At 65.7% G+C, this 16,754-nt stretch carries 12 protein-coding genes and 1 pseudogene; 6 read left to right on the top strand and 7 right to left on the bottom strand.

The window, feature by feature from the left end; genetic code table 11:
- Window positions 1-43 precede the first annotated feature (43 nt).
- The 3 genes from WDM24_RS38740 to WDM24_RS38730 are packed head-to-tail and all read right to left on the bottom strand — an operon-like array spanning window position 44 to window position 2,444.
- Window positions 44-325 carry a helix-turn-helix transcriptional regulator gene (locus tag WDM24_RS38740; RefSeq protein ID WP_338829446.1) on the bottom strand — a complete coding sequence of 94 codons (282 nt, stop codon included), beginning with the start codon at window positions 323-325 and terminating at the stop codon, window positions 44-46.
- The gene (locus tag WDM24_RS38735) at window positions 322-645 is read right to left on the bottom strand and encodes a type II toxin-antitoxin system RelE/ParE family toxin (protein WP_338829445.1); all 324 of its coding nucleotides are present in this window, start codon (window positions 643-645) and stop codon (window positions 322-324) included. The genes WDM24_RS38740 and WDM24_RS38735 overlap by 4 nt, the downstream gene beginning before the upstream one ends.
- A gap of 59 nt (window positions 646-704) precedes the next feature.
- Entirely contained in the window at window positions 705-2,444 is a 1,740-nt protein-coding gene (locus WDM24_RS38730) for an ATP-dependent Clp protease adaptor ClpS (RefSeq protein WP_338829444.1), read from the bottom strand.
- A gap of 349 nt (window positions 2,445-2,793) precedes the next feature.
- On the opposite strand from WDM24_RS38730, the pseudogene WDM24_RS38725 reads away from it, so the two are divergent.
- From WDM24_RS38725 to WDM24_RS38705, 5 genes and pseudogenes are all read left to right on the top strand, one after another.
- A pseudogene (locus WDM24_RS38725) lies at window positions 2,794-5,135 on the top strand (mechanosensitive ion channel domain-containing protein).
- Window positions 5,136-5,559: 424 nt separating this feature from the next.
- On the top strand, window positions 5,560-6,660 hold the full coding sequence (locus WDM24_RS38720) for an LLM class flavin-dependent oxidoreductase (RefSeq protein WP_029083124.1): 1,101 nt from the start codon (window positions 5,560-5,562) through the stop codon (window positions 6,658-6,660).
- Between the two features lie 80 nt (window positions 6,661-6,740).
- The gene (locus WDM24_RS38715) at window positions 6,741-7,295 is read left to right on the top strand and encodes a flavin reductase family protein (RefSeq protein WP_165129248.1); all 555 of its coding nucleotides are present in this window, start codon (window positions 6,741-6,743) and stop codon (window positions 7,293-7,295) included.
- Between the two features lie 283 nt (window positions 7,296-7,578).
- Window positions 7,579-8,334 carry an SDR family oxidoreductase gene (locus WDM24_RS38710; protein ID WP_338829443.1) on the top strand — a complete coding sequence of 252 codons (756 nt, stop codon included), beginning with the start codon at window positions 7,579-7,581 and terminating at the stop codon, window positions 8,332-8,334.
- 209 nt (window positions 8,335-8,543) lie between these two features.
- The gene (locus WDM24_RS38705) at window positions 8,544-10,502 is read left to right on the top strand and encodes a DEAD/DEAH box helicase (protein WP_338829442.1); all 1,959 of its coding nucleotides are present in this window, start codon (window positions 8,544-8,546) and stop codon (window positions 10,500-10,502) included.
- Window positions 10,503-10,552: 50 nt separating this feature from the next.
- Here WDM24_RS38705 and WDM24_RS38700 read toward each other — a convergent pair whose 3' ends face one another.
- The 4 genes from WDM24_RS38700 to WDM24_RS38685 form a co-directional block, all read right to left on the bottom strand.
- Window positions 10,553-10,972, bottom strand: a complete 420-nt coding sequence (locus tag WDM24_RS38700) for a hypothetical protein (protein WP_338829441.1) — start codon at window positions 10,970-10,972, stop codon at window positions 10,553-10,555.
- Complete coding sequence (locus WDM24_RS38695; RefSeq protein WP_338829440.1) at window positions 10,972-12,459, bottom strand: hypothetical protein; 1,488 nt, start codon at window positions 12,457-12,459, stop codon at window positions 10,972-10,974. Before WDM24_RS38695 ends, WDM24_RS38700 begins: the two co-directional genes overlap by 1 nt.
- 218 nt (window positions 12,460-12,677) lie before the next feature.
- Window positions 12,678-14,543, bottom strand: coding sequence for a sigma-54-dependent Fis family transcriptional regulator (locus WDM24_RS38690; RefSeq protein ID WP_338829439.1), 1,866 nt, complete (start codon window positions 14,541-14,543; stop codon window positions 12,678-12,680).
- Window positions 14,544-14,660: 117 nt separating this feature from the next.
- Window positions 14,661-15,665, bottom strand: coding sequence for a DUF1214 domain-containing protein (locus WDM24_RS38685; RefSeq protein WP_338829438.1), 1,005 nt, complete (start codon window positions 15,663-15,665; stop codon window positions 14,661-14,663).
- Window positions 15,666-15,796: 131 nt separating this feature from the next.
- On the opposite strand from WDM24_RS38685, the gene WDM24_RS38680 reads away from it, so the two are divergent.
- Complete coding sequence (locus WDM24_RS38680; protein ID WP_338829437.1) at window positions 15,797-16,684, top strand: LysR family transcriptional regulator; 888 nt, start codon at window positions 15,797-15,799, stop codon at window positions 16,682-16,684.
- Window positions 16,685-16,754 lie beyond the last annotated feature (70 nt).

The raw sequence follows: 16,754 nt of genomic DNA, 5'->3' as shown, positions 1-16,754 counted from the left end.
GCCAGCGGCGCCGATGGGCGGGCGGATCGTCTGTTGCTTGGCGTTACGCCGCCGAGAGTCGGATCTGGAACTTGCTGCCAGTCGCCTTGGCAAATCGTAGCAGCGTCTTGGTGCTCGGCAGCGTTTGGCCGCTTTCGAGGCGAGCGACGGTCGACTGACTGGTGCCCATCCGGATGGCAAGTTCGGATTGCGACAGTCCAGCGCGCTGGCGCGCTCTCACCAGTTCTGCGGCGATCTCGAATTCGGGTGCAAGCGCCTCGTATTCGACCTTGACCTTGGGATTGGCCAATAGGCGCGCCTTGAGCTTTTCGAACGGGATGGTCATGCAATTCCCTTTGCTTGCCGCAACGCCAACTCGATCTCAGCTGGCGGCGTCTTCCGAGATTTCTTAACGAACGCGCGCACGACTACGACCCGGCGACCGGTGGCCGTCACATAGAGTGCCCGCGCAATTCCATCGCGCCCTGTCAGCCGCAACTCCCAAAGCTTCCCCACCAGGTGCTTGACATGCGGTTCTCCCAAGCTTTCCAGCCCGGCGGCAATGATACGTTCGGAGAGACGGAGGAAGCGCGCCTGCATGTCGACCGGCAACGCCGCGATCTCGGCTGCGACGGCCTCATTGAGGATTTCGACGCGCCAGGACACCAGATAAATATCTCATTTTTGAGATAGTGTAAAGCAGCGCCGCACTGATGCGTCGGCCATCACACCGCGCTCATTCCCTGCGCGCCGCCGAGCAGCTTGACGTTGAGCCGGCCGCCGTCGAACAGCATTTCGTTCAGCGCTCCGTCGATGTCTTCAGCAGTGACATCCCGGCCGCCGCCGCGTGCGATGCTCGCCTGGGCGATGCGGCGCATCAGCTCCTTGATGAAGGCGGCGCTGACGCTTGCCGTGCGTGCCACTGCCTGGTCGATGATGGCCTCGTCGAGCGGCAGGCCCTTGCCGTAGAGCCGGATCAACTTGCCGCGCCCGGTCTCGTCGGGCAGCGGCACCTCGATCGCCTGATCGATGCGGCCGGGCCGGCCGGCCAGCGCGCTCTCCAGCTCTTCGGGCCGGTTGGTGGTCAGCACGAACAGGATATCGCAATCCTCCTTCAGGCCGTCCATCTCGTTGAGCAGCTTGTTCAGCAGGGATTCCTCGCACGGTCCGCCCATGTCCTCGCGGTCGCGCGCGATCAGGTCGACATCCTCGATCACGACCATGGTCGGCTGCAGCAGCCGCGCAAGGCTCATATAGGCACCGAGCAGCCCGACCTGCTCGGCAGTGATGATCAGCGTGGTGTGGCCGGGCAGGTTGGTGGCGAGATAGCGAATGGTGTGGGTCTTGCCGGTGCCGGGCGGGCCGTACAGCAGAATGCCCTTGCGGGTCGACTGGCCGAGCCCGCGCAGCAGATCGCGGCTTTCGACAAAGCCAAGCACGTTGCGGTCGAGCAGCCGCAGCGTCCGGTCCGGCAGGATCACGTCGTCGCGAGCAACCGTCGGCAAGCGATGCACGGTCAAGCCACGCGAACGTCCGCGATAATTGGCGCCATCCTCCAACGACAGGATCTTGCCGCGATAGGATCGCGCCGCATGCACGGCCATTTCCAGCTCGGCGAAGGTGCGCTGCACGAAAGCATTGCCGGCCGCGCCGGCGGGCACCGCAAGCTCGATCCGCAGTGACGGCTCGTGGTTGTATTCGCGATGGAATGTCAGCAGCACCGCGTAGCGCAGCTCTTCGGTTCGGCACAGCCACAGTCCATTGGCGAGGCACTTCACGGGCTCGGCCTCGCCGATGTCGACGTCGTGATACTGCGGCGGCGCGATCGCCGGTGCATTGCGGCCGGCCTTCATCAGCGCCGCGAAGTCGAGGGTCTCGTAGCGATATTCCTCATGGATGCCGAAGAAGTGGATCGGATCGGTGAGCAACTTGTCAATCGCGACCTGAACGTCGGCGCGCATGTGACCCGGAAACTGTCGCGCCCGCGTCACGATCAGGTTGCGCGGCACGTCGGCGAAATGCCAGTCGAGCGCAACGTAAGCGGATCGAAACGTTTCGCCTGGCAATTCTTCCGAGCTGCGGCGTGCGGCGAGCAGACAATCGCTGCACAGCGAGGCGGTCGCACCGGTCATACCGGCGAGAAAAATCTCCGTCACGGCCCGCGGGGCTTCGCAGAGATCGCAGGGGCGGCTGGCGTCAGCGGATTCGGAGGTGATCATCAATGGCTGGCCGTTGGAGCGGATCAGCCACTTCGCCGAGTTGAATATTGCCCGTGCCACCGGTGCCGGATAAGGGCCGCACGGAATAGCACCTTTGGCTTCGATCAAGGCAGCCGCCGCGACGGCTTCCTGCTGGGATTTTCCGAACACCGTTCGCAACAAATCCTGCACGAATTCCAGCGGGGTTTCATCGTCGTCGTGGATGAAAAGCTGCACCGGTCCGTCGTCGGCAAAAACATCGTGCATGAGACCCCCCGCAACGCAATGGAACGCGAAGAACAAAGTAAGAACATCATAGAGGCCTTTGCGCGTCAAGCGAAAGATTGTCCTACCTCAGCCCTGGCGTGTGGCGAGCACCGATTGGCCCGCTCAGCGCGGAACGCGCTGCAGAGCGTAAACGCACTTCAACGCTTGTGACGATTGTGTTGCGGCAAATGCCAAGACAAATGCCAAGAGAAATGCCAAGAGATGGCCGCTGCAACGGCAAACTTCCGACACATCATCGGGGCGAAAAGGAGTAATCCGACATGATGCGAGCGCGAGGCAGATTCTCTCGAGGAATCTTCCGTCGCGCGATTATTTTTATGAGGTCCTCGTGTCGCACAAACTTCGTTTTGCGATCCTTCTCGTCTTCACGCTGTTCCTTTCTCCCGCGCTCGCGCAGCCGGCCGCCAAGCCGGCGCCGCCGCAACCCGCGGCCAGTGACGCGCTGACCCCTGAGCAGGCCAGGCGCGCGCTCGACACGCTGCAGGACGACAAGAAGCGCGGCGAGATCATCAACACGCTGCGGGCGATCGCCAACGCCTCGCCGCAGGCGGCGCAGCCCGCGCCGGCCCCCGAGCAGCAGTCGCCGATCCCGCTCACCGCCGACAGCCTCGGCGCGGAGCTGTTGCTGATGGTCTCGGAGCAGGTCGGCGAGATGTCGCGCGAGGTCGCCGACGTCGCGCGCACGCTGACGCATTTCCCGGCGTTCTATTACTGGTTCGTGCGCACCGCCAACGATCCGGCTGCCTATGGCCTCTTGATCGATATCGCCTGGAAGCTGGCGCTGGTGTTCGGCTGCGCGCTATCAGCCGAATGGGTGGTGTTCCGTTTGATCAAGCGGCCGGTCGCATTCCTGGAAGCGCGGCTGCCGCAGACTGCGCGGGTGCCGGTGCAGGCGCTGGCCAGCGCCGATCCGCCGTCGTCGGTCGCCGACGTCACCCCGGAGGGCGAGCTGCATCGCCGCCGGCTCGGCCTGGCGCGGGCCTGGCAGTCGCTGGTCCGGCTGCCCTTCGTGCTCGGCCGCCTCGTGCTCGAATTGCTGCCGGTGGTGGTGTTCGGCGGCGTCGCCACCGCACTGCTCGGCACCGAGATCGGCGACCAGTCGACCACGCGGCTCGTGATCCTGGCCGTCGTCAACGCCTATGTGTTCTCGCGCGTGCTGATCTGCGCGGTGCGCGCGCTGGCCGGTCCGTTCGGCCTGTTCCGCGTCCGCGCCGAGACCGCGGCCTATATCGAGATCTGGGCGCGGCGCATCGTGGCCGTCGGCGTCTCCGGCATCGCCTTTGCCAATGTCGCGCTGCTGCTTGGGCTGCATCGCGCCGGCTATGCCGCGCTGCTCCGGCTCGTGATGCTGATCGTGCATCTCTTCGTCGTCGTCATCATCCTGCAGTGCCGCCGGCAGGTCGCGGAAGCGATCCGCGCGCCGGCCGGTCGCACCGGCCTCGCGGCGCGGACGCGCAATCGTCTCGCGTCGCTCTGGCATGTGCTGGCGATCGCGCTCGACCTCGCGCTGTGGGCGGTGTGGGCGCTCAACATCCGCAACGGCTATTCGCTGCTGCTGCAATATTTCGTCGGCACCGTCGCGGTGCTGCTGGTCACCCGCCTCGTCATCATGGTGGTGCTGAGCCTGATCGATCGCGGCTTCCGCATCAGCCCGGAGCTGCTGCACCGCTTCCCCGGGCTGGAGACGCGCGCCAATCGCTACCTGCCGCTGCTGCGCAAGGTGGTCACGGCGGTGATCGCCCTGATCGGCTTCGTCGCGCTGCTCGAGGTCTGGGGCGTCGACGCCATCGTCTGGTTCTATGGCGGCCAGATCGGCTCTCGCCTGATCTCGGCGCTGGTGACGATCGGGATTGCCGCATTCGCCGCGGCCGTGATCTGGGAAGTCGCCAATGCGCTGATGGACCGGCAGATTGAATCGCTGTCGCGCGAGGGACACTTCGCCCGCGCCGCGCGCCTGCGCACCTTCCAGCCGATGCTGCGCACCGCGCTGTTCTGCATCATCGTCACGGTGGTCGGGCTCACGGCGCTCAGCGAGATCGGCGTCAATGTCGCGCCGCTGCTCGCCGGCGCCGGCATCGTCGGCATCGCGATCGGCTTCGGTTCGCAGAAGCTAGTGCAGGATCTGATCACCGGGCTGTTCCTGCTGATCGAGAACACTGTGCAGGTCGGCGACAACGTCACAGTGTCGGGGCTCTCGGGCGTGGTCGAGAATGTCTCGATCCGCACCATGCGGCTGCGCGCCGGCGACGGCTCGGTGCATGTGGTGCCGTTCAGCGCGGTGACCACGATCACCAATGCCAGCCGCGGCGCCGGCAATGCCGCGGTCAGCGTCACGTGTCCTACAAGGAGGACACCGACCGCGCCGGCGAAGTGCTGAAGGACATCGTCGCCGGGATGCGCCAGGAGGCGGCGTATCGCGCGCTGATCCGCGGCGATCTCGAATTGTGGGGTGTCGACAAGGTCGACGGCTCGGTGGTGACCATCGTCGGCCAGATTCGTTGCACCGATGGCGGCCGCTGGTCGGTGCAACGCGAGTTCAACCGCCGCATGAAGCGACGCTTCCAGGAAGAGGGCATCGAGATCGCCTCGATGGGCCAGACCATTTTGATGCAGCTTCCCCCGCCGTCGGAGCCGGACACCGGCGCGCTGCCGCGCCGCGCTGCGGGGTAAGGCAGACGGGCTTTTCGGCCGGATCGAACAACGGGCTCAGCTTTACCTCGCCCCGCTTGCGGGGAGAGGTCGAATTCGAGCGAAGCTCGAATTCGGGTGAGGGGGAGTCTCCGCGAGAGTATCTGTCTCCGTATGTGCGGAGGCAGCCCCTCACCCCAACCCTCTCCCCGTAAGAACGGGGAGAGGGAGTAAATTAGCCGAACGCCATCGGCGTCTCACGGCTTGCGACACCGTCTCGCGACGATGAGACGGCAAGGGCCTCGCTGAGCCCGAGGCATGGCTCATACTTGGCCAAAAACGCCGTCTTTCCTCCTCCTCTCCTGCGATTTCCGCGCTGGCACAGCGCTTGCTCAACGCATCTTTCGAATGCGCGGCAAGACGCATTGCATGACTGAACCGCAAAGCCAGAAGGAAGGAAATGCACATGGAGCTTGGCTACTTCACCATGCCCTCGCACCCGCCGGAGTGCGGATTGAAGGAGGGCCACGACTGGGACCTGCAGACGCTGCGCTGGCTCGACGAGCTCGGCTATCAGGAGGCCTGGATCGGCGAGCATCACACCGCACCCTGGGAGCCGCACCCGTCGCCTGATCTGCTGGTCGCGCAGGCGCTGCTGCAGACCAAGAATCTGCGCATCGGCCCCGGCGGCTTCCTGCTGCCGTATCATCATCCGGCCGAGCTCGCCAACCGCGTCGCGATGCTCGACCATCTCTCGAACGGACGGCTCAATTTCGGCGTCGCGGCCTCCGGCCTGCCGAGCGACTGGGCGATGTTCAATGTCGACGGCATGTCCGGCCAGAACCGCGACATGACCCGCGAGGCGCTCGAGATCATCCTGAAGATGTGGTCGGAGCCGGGCCCGTGGACGCACAAGGGCAAGTTCTGGACAGTGTCGAAGCCGGACACGATGTTCGATTTCCTCAAGCCCCATATCAAGCCGCTGCAGGGACCGCATCCGCCGATCGGCGTCGCGGGACTATCGAAGAACTCGGACACGCTGAAGCTCGCCGGCGAGCGCGGGTTCATTCCGATGAGCCTCAACCTCAACCCGGCCTATGTCGGCAGCCACTGGGATTCGGTCGAGGCCGGCGCGGCCAAGACCGGGCGCAAGCCGAGCCGCAAGGACTGGCGGCTGGTGCGCGAGGTGTTCGTCGCCGACACCGACGAGGAGGCGTGGAGGCTGTCGACCGGCGACATGATGGGCCGGATGATGGGCGAGTACTTCCTGCCGCTGCTCGGTCATTTCGGCTTCAAGGACTATCTGAAGCACGCGCCCGACGTGCCCGATAGCGACGTCACCGTCGAATATTGCGCGCGCCGGAATTGGATCGTCGGCTCGCCGGCGACCGTTACCGAGAAGATCGAGAAGATCTACCAGGAGGTCGGCGGCTTCGGCGTCCTCTGCGTGTTCGGCTTCGACTACAAGCACAAGCCGGAGGCCTGGCGGCACTCGCTGGAGCTGCTCAAGAACGAGGTGATGCCGCGGCTCAAGCATCTCGGCGCTGAGTTCGAGAAGGCTGCATGACAGCTGCGCGGGGTGCGGGGCTTGCCTCGCACCCCGCGCCGCATATCTTGAAGGGGATTTTATCGGTTCAGGGTCAGGGCATGACGGTCGACGCACAGAGTTTCAAGCAGGCGATGCGCCATTGCGCGGGCGCGGTGGCGCTGGTGACGGTCGGCCGCGAGCCGGGCCAGCGCACCGGCCTGACGGTGACCTCGGCCTGCTCGCTCTCGGACAATCCGCCCTCGGTCCTGGTCTGCGTTAACCGTAACGCCAGCGCGCATACAAGGATCCGCGAGGAGCGCCATTTCGTCATCAACTTCCTGAACGAAGACCACGCGATGCTGGCGCTGACCTTCTCCGGCCAAAAGGGCGTCAACGGCGATGACCGCTTTGCGTTCGGCCGCTGGACCACGGGCGCGACCGGTGCCCCGGTGCTGGAGGATGCCGTCGCGGCGTTCGACTGCGTGCTGACGCAGGAGCTCGAGACCAAAACCCATTCGGTCTTCATCGGCGAAGTCCAGCATGTGCGCGCCGTGACCACGGTCGATCCGCTGATCTATCTGCGCTCTGGCTTCCAGAGCGTGCGCAACATCCACGACCCCGTCGTGCTCGGCGATCTCGACGCGCGCCGCGTCAGCTGGAACGAGTTTTCCTGATCGATTGACGGAGTCGGCGGTCGGTTGGATTGCGACGATCCTATTGCCGCTCTTCCGTGTTTTCGCCGCGTCGGACGCGAGCCGTCCTCCGATAGTCAATCAGCATCGCTGACCAATCCTGATCAAATCGACGCGCGCATCATATGCGCGAGCGCATGCTATAAGCCCCGTCGCGCGTGCAGGCGCGGTCGATGACGGCGTCGGTACGCTCATCGCGGTTGCCGGCGGCAATCGGAAGCACAGGCGCGTTCCAAGATCTCTCGTCAACAAGGGAGAAGCAACCATGAAGATCGTTGTGATCGGCGGCACCGGACTGATCGGGTCCAAGACCGTTACCATTCTGCGCCAGCGCGGCCATGACGTCGTCGCCGCCTCGCCGAAGGGTGGCGTCAACACCATCACCGGCGAGGGGCTCAACCAGGCGCTGGCCGGCGCGGCCGTGGTGATTGACCTCGCCAATTCGCCATCGTTCGAGGACAAGGCGGTGATGGAATTCTTCGAGACCTCCGGCCGCAACCTCCTGGCGGCGGAGAAGCCGGCCGGTGTCCGGCACCATGTCGCGCTCTCGATCGTGGGCACCGACCGGACGCCCGAGAATGGCTACTTCCGCGCCAAGGTGGCCCAGGAGAAGCTGATCGAGGCCTCCGGTGTTCCCTACACCATCATCCGCGCGACGCAGTTCATGGAATTCGTCGGCGCGATCGCCGATGCGGGTGGAGATGGCAAGGCGGTCAGGCTGTCACCCGGCCTGTTCCAACCGATCGCGGCGGAGGATGTGTCGGCCATGGTGGCCGATGTGGCGCTCGAGGCCCCGCGCAACGGCATCGTTGAGATCGCTGGTCCGGACCGCGCGCCATTCAACGAAATCGTGGCCCGCTACCTGAAGGCCGTCTGCGACCCGCGCGAGGTGATCAGGGACCCTGAGGCGCTCTATTGGGGCGGCCGGGTCGAGCAGCACTCGCTGGTGCCGCTGGGCGAGGCCCGCCTCGGCCGGATCGACCTGAGCGAATGGCTGCGCCGCTCACGGCCGGGGGGCTGATCGTCCCCTGCGGCACGTGGCGGGATCAAATCCGGCCCGGGCACCGCATTTACGGCCCAATTTGCGGTCCATGGGGCATGGTGATTTGCCCGCGCTTGGCGTAAAGCAGCCGAAATCACAATCGCCACGCGCGGCCGTGCCGCCTGCCGGACCTCGCGACTCGACGCCGCCGGGTGCGGCGTTCTGCGCCAACCAGGATTTCCCTTCTCGTGTCATTTTCGACCACCAGCCCGCCGCTCGCCCGGGCCCTCGCCGAGCGCAGCTACGATCAGCCGACCCCCGTTCAGGTCGCCGTGCTTGCCGACGAAGCCGTCGGCCGCGACCTCTTGGTTTCGGCCCAGACCGGCTCCGGCAAGACCGTCGCCTACGGGCTTGCGATCGCGACCGATCTGCTGGACGGGGCCGAGCGGTTCGAGCGGGCGGCTGCGCCGCTTGCCCTGATCGTCGCGCCGACGCGTGAGCTTGCTTTGCAGGTCCATCGTGAACTCGCATGGCTTTATCAATATGCCGATGGACGCGTCGTCTCCTGCGTCGGCGGCATGGATCCGCGCCGCGAGCAGCGCGAGCTTGCCGCCGGCGCGCATATCGTCGTCGGGACGCCCGGCCGGCTGTGCGACCACCTGCGCCGCGGCCACCTCGACACCTCGGAATTGAAGGCTGTCGTGCTCGACGAAGCCGACGAGATGCTCAATCTCGGGTTTCGCGAGGATATGGAGTTCATCCTCGAGGCCACGCCGGAGGCGCGGCGCACCTTGCTGTTCTCGGCGACGTTCCCGCGCGGCATCGTCGCGCTGGCGAAGCAGTATCAGCAGCAGGCGTTCCGGATCGAGGTCGCGGGCGACGAGGGTGGTCATGCCGACATCGACTACCGCGCGATCCGGATCGCTGCGGGGGATGTCGAGCACGCGGTCGTCAACGTGTTGCGCTTTTTCGACGCGCCGAGCGCGCTGGTGTTCTGCAACACGCGCGAAGCCGTCAGGCATTTGCAGTCGGCGCTCCTGGAGCGCGGCTTTTCCGTGGTCGCACTGTCCGGCGAATTGACCCAGAACGAGCGCACCCAGGCGCTGCAGGCGTTGCGCGACGGACGCTCCCGCGTCTGCGTGGCGACCGACGTGGCGGCGCGCGGCATCGACCTGCCGAGCCTCGACCTCGTGATCCATGCGGATCTGCCCAATGACGCCGAGGTTATGCAGCATCGCTCGGGCCGCACCGGCCGTGCCGGCCGCAAGGGCGTCAGCGTCCTGCTGGTGCCGCCGGCGCGTCGACGGCGTGCGGAATTGCTGCTCAATCTGTCCGGCATCGATGCGGTCTGGGGCACCGCGCCGCAGCCGGATGAAATCCGCAAGCTCGATCACGAACGCATGCTGAAGGATGCGGTGCTCACCGAGGAGTCGAGCCCCGACGATCTGGTGCTGGCGCAGGCATTGCTCGCCGAGCGCTCGCCGGAGGAGATCGCCGCGGCGCTGGCGCGGCTCTATCGTGCGCGGCTTCCGTCGCCCGAAGACATCAGCGATCCCGGCGAGGGCAAGGGCCGATCGCGTGACGATCGCGGCCGGGACGATCCGCGCAGTTCACGCGGTGATGACCGGCCCGCGAGAGCCCGATCGAAGAGCGGAACATCATCGTCGCGCCACGGCATGGCGGAAGCCAGCGTCTGGTTCCGCGCGGCGATCGGACGAAAAAAGAATGCGGAAGCGCGCTGGCTGTTGCCGATGATCTGCCGTCGCGGCGGCATCGACAAGCGCGACATCGGCGCGATCAGGATCATGGATACCACGACCGAGTTCGAGATTTCCGAGCGGGTTGCCGAATCCTTCGCTGTCAAGGTCCAGCGTCCGGACAAGGAAGACAGCATCCGCATCGAGCCGCTCACCGGCGCGCCGCAAGGGCAGGCGGCGTCCGACAAGGGATCACACGCGCCCCGGCGCGAGGCGGTCGATAGCGATGGCGGTGTTGGTCACGGCGACGTGCCGCGCGAGACGGCCGGACCAAAGCACCGCGGCAAGCCTTACCGCGACAGCGGCGCGAAGTTCGGCGGCGAGCCGGCGTCGGGTAAGAAAAAGAAGCATAAGGACAAATCCGGCCACGCGGGACCGCCGCCGCGGGTAACTGCGTGGCCTGCGAAAGGCGCACCCGGAAAGAAGCTAAAGAAAAAGCACCGCGGCTGATCTGCCGCCGTGACGCGTGCGATGAAGCGATCGCGCGCGTCCCGCAACTTCTATTTCAGCCACACCATCAGCGGGACCGGCGCGCGCCCCGCGCACGACAGCGTCCCCTCATAGGCATGCGTCTTGCGGGCGCTGTAGGTGCAGGGCGCGCCGTCCAGCATCAGCTCGGCCGTCACCTGCGAATCCGGCCCCGCGAGTTGCAGCAGGATCTCTCCGGCCCGCTCCTCCGGTCCGTCCTGGGTGCAGATCCCCACATGCTTCATCTTCAGCGGTCCGGAGAATTGCTTTCGTGCGCCCGGCTCGCTTTCGGTCAGATGCCCGGTCAGCTCCCATTCGCCGAGCACGCCGGCCTGACCGAGGATCTCCATCGCGCCGAGCGGCGGCATATGGCACAGCGATAGTCCGACGGCGCCGAGCAGCGCCGCCGCACCGTTGCGCCATCCATTGTTGCGCGATGGTATCCGCAGCATCAGAGCTTGCTTCCGGTTGTCTGGCGCAATTCGATCAGCTCCGGCCTCGATACGTCGGAATCCGCAGTGAGCCGGGCGATCTGCACCGCGCATTCCTGGGTCTTGGCCTGATCGCCGGACGCCTTGGCGCTCTTGATCATGCCGAGATAGGCCGCCAGCCGGTTGGGCTCCTTCTTGAGCACGGCCTCGTAGGCGGCCAGCGCCTCCTTCGCCTTGCCGCGATCGAGCAGCATTGCCGCATAGAGCTCGCGCGCCGGCGCCAGCGGTCCGGGGGTGACGGGATGCTTCTCGGTCTTGTCTTCCGCCTCCGCGGCGGAATTCATCGCGCCGAGCGCCTCGTCATATTTGCCTTCGGCGTACAGCACCCAGGCGCTCGCGATCTGCTGCTGGATGTCGACGATGTTCGACCAGTAGGCGTCCTTCGCGTCCTTGAGCTTGTCGCGCAGCTCGACGAGCTTCCCGATGTCGGCCTTGGCGGCCGCCGGATCACCCGAGCGCGCGGCGCCGACCGCGCGGGCAAAATAGGTGACGGCGTCAGCGTAGGCGTACTTGGTCGGACGCGCCTCAAGCGCGGCAGCTCCCTTCCAGTCGCCGCGCTCGAACACATAGCGGGCCTGGCTTGCCGCCACCGCGTAGGGGCCCGCGAACCGATCCTGTTTGAACTCGATCTTACCGAGCTCGTCGACCACCGCGCGCGCCTCCTTGTCCTGGCCGAGCTGCAGATAGGCATAGACCAGATAGTCCATCGCGTGCGCCTGATCCTGCTGTTCGCCATTTTCCTTGGCGATGCGCGCGGACTCCTTGTTCGAGGCGATCGATTCCTTCCAGTAGCCGACGCGGGTGAAGATGTGCGACGGCATGTGCTGGGCATGCGGCGCGCGTTCGGCGATCTTGGCATAGCGCATCGCCGCGTCGAGGCCCTTCTCCGCAAGCGCCGGATAGTCGTAGAGGTGGATCAGATAGTGCGCGATGCCCGGGTGCTCGGGCTGGCGCTTGAAGATCGGCTCGAGCAGCGCCGCGCCTTTCAGCTGGTTGGCATAGGTCTTGTCGGTCGGGGACGCCGCGACGTTGAGCGTGATCGCATAGGCGATCTGCGCCTCGTCATCGTCGGCATAGTGGGTCGCGACCTGCTCTTCGGCGGTGAGGAAGCGCTGCACGCGGGTGCGGTGATCGACCTTGTCATAGTCGACATACATCGCGGCGATCGCATTGATGTATTCTTGCTCGCGCGGCGTCTGCGCACCCAGCGCCTGGCCTTTCTTCACGGCCGCGAGGCCGAGCGGTAGGTTGTCCGGCGGCGGTGGCGCATGCGGATTGTAGAGATAGCTGAGCGCGATGCCCCAATAGGCGATCGCGCATTGCGGGTCGGCCTCGAGCACCTCCTCGAAGGTGCGGCGCGACGCGCTGTACCAGAACGAATGCTGATACAGCATGGCGCGATCGAACAGCTCCTGCGCCTCCGGCTTGCAGGACGTCACAAAATGCACTTTGCCCAATCGTTGTTCTTCGGAATGTGAGGTAGCAGGCTGCGAAATGGTCGCGGCAACCAGGCCAACGACCACAGCGAGGGGAAACCGTGTCATAGGACCCGCTCCGTGGCGTTGCAGAAAAGCCGTAGGCTATCACCTTTCCTGGCAAGGCGATATCGCGCCATAAGGGTCGACGCCCCGATCCGAGGGAACTTTGCTCGAATGAAATATTTGGTCTAGCCGTCGAACCCGATCTTCAACGCCTTGATCTTCCGATACAGCGTGGCGCGGCTGAGCCCGAGCGCCTTCGCCGCCTCGGTCACGCGACCGCCGCTGGCGCGCAGCGCCTCCACGATCATCGCGCGCTCGCTTCCCGCATGATCCGCCTCGGCGCTTCCAGCGCTGAACGCCGGCAAATCGAGGTCGGCCTCGGTAATGACGCCGCCCTCGGCAGTGGCGCCGGCGAGCCGCAGCACATGGCGGAGCTGGCGCATGTTGCCGGGGAACGGATAGGCCATCAGCTGCACCCAAGCGTCAGCTGAGATACGACAGTGCGGCGCCTCCTCGTCGGCGATCTGCGCGATGACATCGCGCCTGTCGGCACGCTCGCGCAACGCCGGCAGCCGAACCTCCATGCCGCGCAGCCGGTAATACAGGTCGGAGCGGAAGCTGCCGTCTTCGGCCATCAGCGCCAGATCCCGATGGGTGGCGCTGATCAGGCGGATGTCGACCGCAACCGGCTTCAGCGCGCCAAGCGGCCAGACCTCGCGATTCTCCAGTACGCGCAGCAGCCGCGTCTGCAACGCCAGCGGCATGTCGCCGATCTCGTCGAGGAACAGCGTGCCGCCGCTCGCCTGCACGATCAGTCCCTTCGATCCCTCGCGCCGGGCGCCGGTGAAGGCGCCGGCCTCGTAGCCGAACAGCTCGGCGTCGATCAGGCTCTCCGGCATCGCCGCGCAGTTCAGCGCGACATAGTTGCGGCCGGCACGACTGCTGGCGGCGTGGATGGCGCGCGCGAACACGTCCTTGCCGGCGCCGGTCTCGCCACGGAGCAGGATCGGCAGATCGAGATTGCCGACCGTCATCAGCCGCTTCACGCCCTTGATCAGCACGGGATCGCGACCGGCAAGCCTGTGCAGGCCGCCGAACTGCCCGGCCGGTTTTTCACGCGGCTGTGTCGGCAGGGGCCGCAGCGAACGCGCCCGCACCGGCGGCGCCAGGTGGCCGCGTCCCCATGGCGTGCCATCGGCCCGGCGCAAGGTGACGGACTCGTCCGCGGCGCGTGTCGCGCGATCGTCGAGCTGGATCAGACGCGACAGCTCGATGCCGTCGTCGACCATCGCATCGGTCAATCCGAACACGCCGCGCGCGGTGCGGCAGGCGCCGACGACGCGGCGGTCGTCGTCATAGGCGAGCATGCCGTGTCCATCGCCGGGCAGGGTCGCGATCCAGGAAGCGCGGTAGCGCCGGCGGAAGAACGACTGCTCGATCCGCCGCGTCGCCTCCGTGGTGACGGCGAGCGCCAGTTCATGCGCGCTGCGGCCGAGGTCGCTGCGGCATGAGGAGATGTTGACGGCGCCGGCGAGGCGCCCGGCATGATCGAACAGCGGCGACACCGCGCAGGTGAACATGTGCCACTGCTCGCGGAAATGCTCGTCGCCATGCACGAGGATCGGCCGCTGCTCGGCGAGCGCGGTGCCGAGCCCGTTGGTGCCCTCAAACGTCTCGGCGAAGTTCGAGCCGGTGTAGATCTTCCATTCCAGGAACATCCGCGCGTAGTCGCCCTCGGGCAGCCGGCTCACCAGCATGGTGGCGTTGGGGTCGGCGAGGTTGACGCAGTAGCCGCTATGGTGGAGCACGCGGGCGAGGTCCTCGAGCTCCGGGATCGCGACCTGGATCAGGTCCTCCATCGGCTCGGCGATGTGCCGGACCTCGGCTTCGGTCAGCGTCTGCGGCGGCCCGCGCCGGGCCGGATCGAGATTGTGATTGACCAGGCAGCGCCGCCAGGACGCGGCAATTCGCGTCTCGGTGTCGACGCCGGCCACCTGATTGGCCGCCGATAAAACACGGGCGACGTGATTTGAGGCCGAAAGATTGGCCATCCAGAGGTCTCCACCCTGTATTTTTGCCAAAGTCTGGCACCCCGCGGCCGAATGTCAATTGGCCGGCGGGGTCGCGGGGAGGGACCTTGGGTGGAGGATCGCGGTACCGGACGCGGCTCAGTCCGCAGGCTGCGCCTCGGGAAATTTCCAGCTGCCGTCGAGGATCTCGGCGCGCGGTTGGAACAGCCGTACCGTGTAATTCCACCCCGGCGTGATCGGCAGGCAGTTGGCGACCTTGCCGTCGCAGCCGCCGAACTGGATGGTGACCGCGCCATCGGCGGCTTGCTTTGCGGTGATGCTGTTCACCGCATAGGCATTGGCCGGGTTCGGTTGCAGGTAGCCTTCACTATTGTAGACGGTGAGCGACCAGAAACCATCGACCGGGATATCCCTGACCGTCAGCCGGTAGATGGTGCCGCCGTCATTGCGCGCGGGCGTGATCGGAAGATAAAGCGCGTCCCGCTCCGGATTGCCGCCCCACAACATCGCGCTTCCGATCAGGTGTCGCACCGGATCGACCTGATGTTCGTTGGCACCAAACATCCGCCGCGTATCGGAGACCGTGGCGCCAAGCTGCAACAGCGCGGCTTTCACCGTCTTCAGGCTTGCCGCATCCCAGTTCGGGATCTCGAATGCGCCGGGCCGGTCCTGGCTGGCCTTCACCGCGTCCTGCAGGGCGTGAACCTGCCGGACCTCCTCGGCGTTCGCAAAATCGACCTGGAAGCGGACGACCGCAACGGCGTAGCGCGTTCCGACCGTCTCGCGGGTCAGGGTGTGGCGGCCGGCGCCGTAATGGACCGCAAGGGTGTACTGGTCTTCATTGACGATTTGCATCGCCCTGAAACGCCTGGCGCCGCCGGGCAGCTCGATTGTCACCGGACCGGCATCGAGATCGAACACCGCAAGCGAGTACAGCGTGTCGCGGTTGGGGCGGACGATGCCCTGCTGCACCGGAGCAGCAAGCTCGCGGCCATGGCGGAATTTTCCGAAGCCGCCGCTGCCGGCCACCCCGGCGAAATAGGTATCGGTCTGGGCGCGGTTGTAGGTGTCGATGGTGACGCGCTGCGGGGCCGATGGTGGTGTTTGTGCGGACGCGATGGTTCCCGCCAATTCAAATGACATGGCTGCCAAGATGCTCGTTTTCATAGGGGCTCCGGATGAGGTCCTCTCCGCGCGAGCTGGTAGTCCATCCAAATACGAAAATAAATGACCAAGGTTGGCAGATATCCTACCGAATATGGTAGGAACGTCGGATGGATCTCAACGCCGTCAGGATGTTTGTTGCGGTCGTGCAGGCGGGCAGCCTGTCTGCGGCAGCCACGCGCCTTGGAATGCCGCTGCCGACATTGAGCCGCCGCATCCGCGATCTCGAGCGGCAGCTCAAGGTCCAGTTGCTTGAGCGCTCGGTCCGCGGCGCCAGGCTCACCGATGCCGGCGCTAGGCTTTACGAACACGCCGGCCGCGGCATCGAGACGCTGCTCGAGGCCGAGCAGGTGATCGTAAACGACCAGGCCCATCTGAAGGGACGCCTGCGGCTGTCATTGCCGCCGACGTTCGAGCCGTGGTGGGAGTTGCTGGCCGCGTTCCAGCGGCGCTATCCCGATATCGAGATTTACCTCTACACGACCGAGCGTCGTGTCGACCTGGTCGAGGACGGCATCGATGTCGCGCTTCGTGTCGGCGCGATCGTTCACGAGGCCATGGTGGCGCGACACCTGCTCTCGTCCCGCAATATCCTCGTGGCCAGCCCACAACTGGTGAAGCGCCTCGGCGTGCCAAAACATCCGGATGCGCTGCATGATCTGCCATGCGCGACGTGGGCCTCGCGCATCGATGAGCAGGCGCGCTGGGACTTGGGCGGGCATGTTGTCGAGCCCAGGGCGTTGCTGGCCACCAACGACTACGAGCATTTGTACAGGCGCGCGCTGCGTGGCGATGTGGTCACCGAGCTGCCGCCCTTCCTTGCGGCGGCGCCGATCCGCGAGAAGCGCCTGGTCCGACTGTTGCCGCAGTATCCGTTGCCGGAATGGTCGCTCAACCTGCTCTATCCGCCGCACCGTCACCAATCGACCATCGTCAGAACCTATCTGGATTTTTGCCAGAGCTTTCTGCCGAAGATCGTTGCGGCCTGCACGGTTTGAGTGGAAGTCGTAAGCTGCTTCGTAGGGTGGATTAGCCGAAGGCGTAATCCACTGCTTCGCGTCCAACGCA

The sequence above is a fragment of the Bradyrhizobium sp. 27S5 genome (assembly GCF_037217225.1).
GTDB lineage: Bacteria > Pseudomonadota > Alphaproteobacteria > Rhizobiales > Xanthobacteraceae > Bradyrhizobium > Bradyrhizobium septentrionale.
The sequence above is the reverse complement of the archived record's forward strand: the minus strand, read 5'-3'. Positions and strand labels throughout refer to the sequence as shown.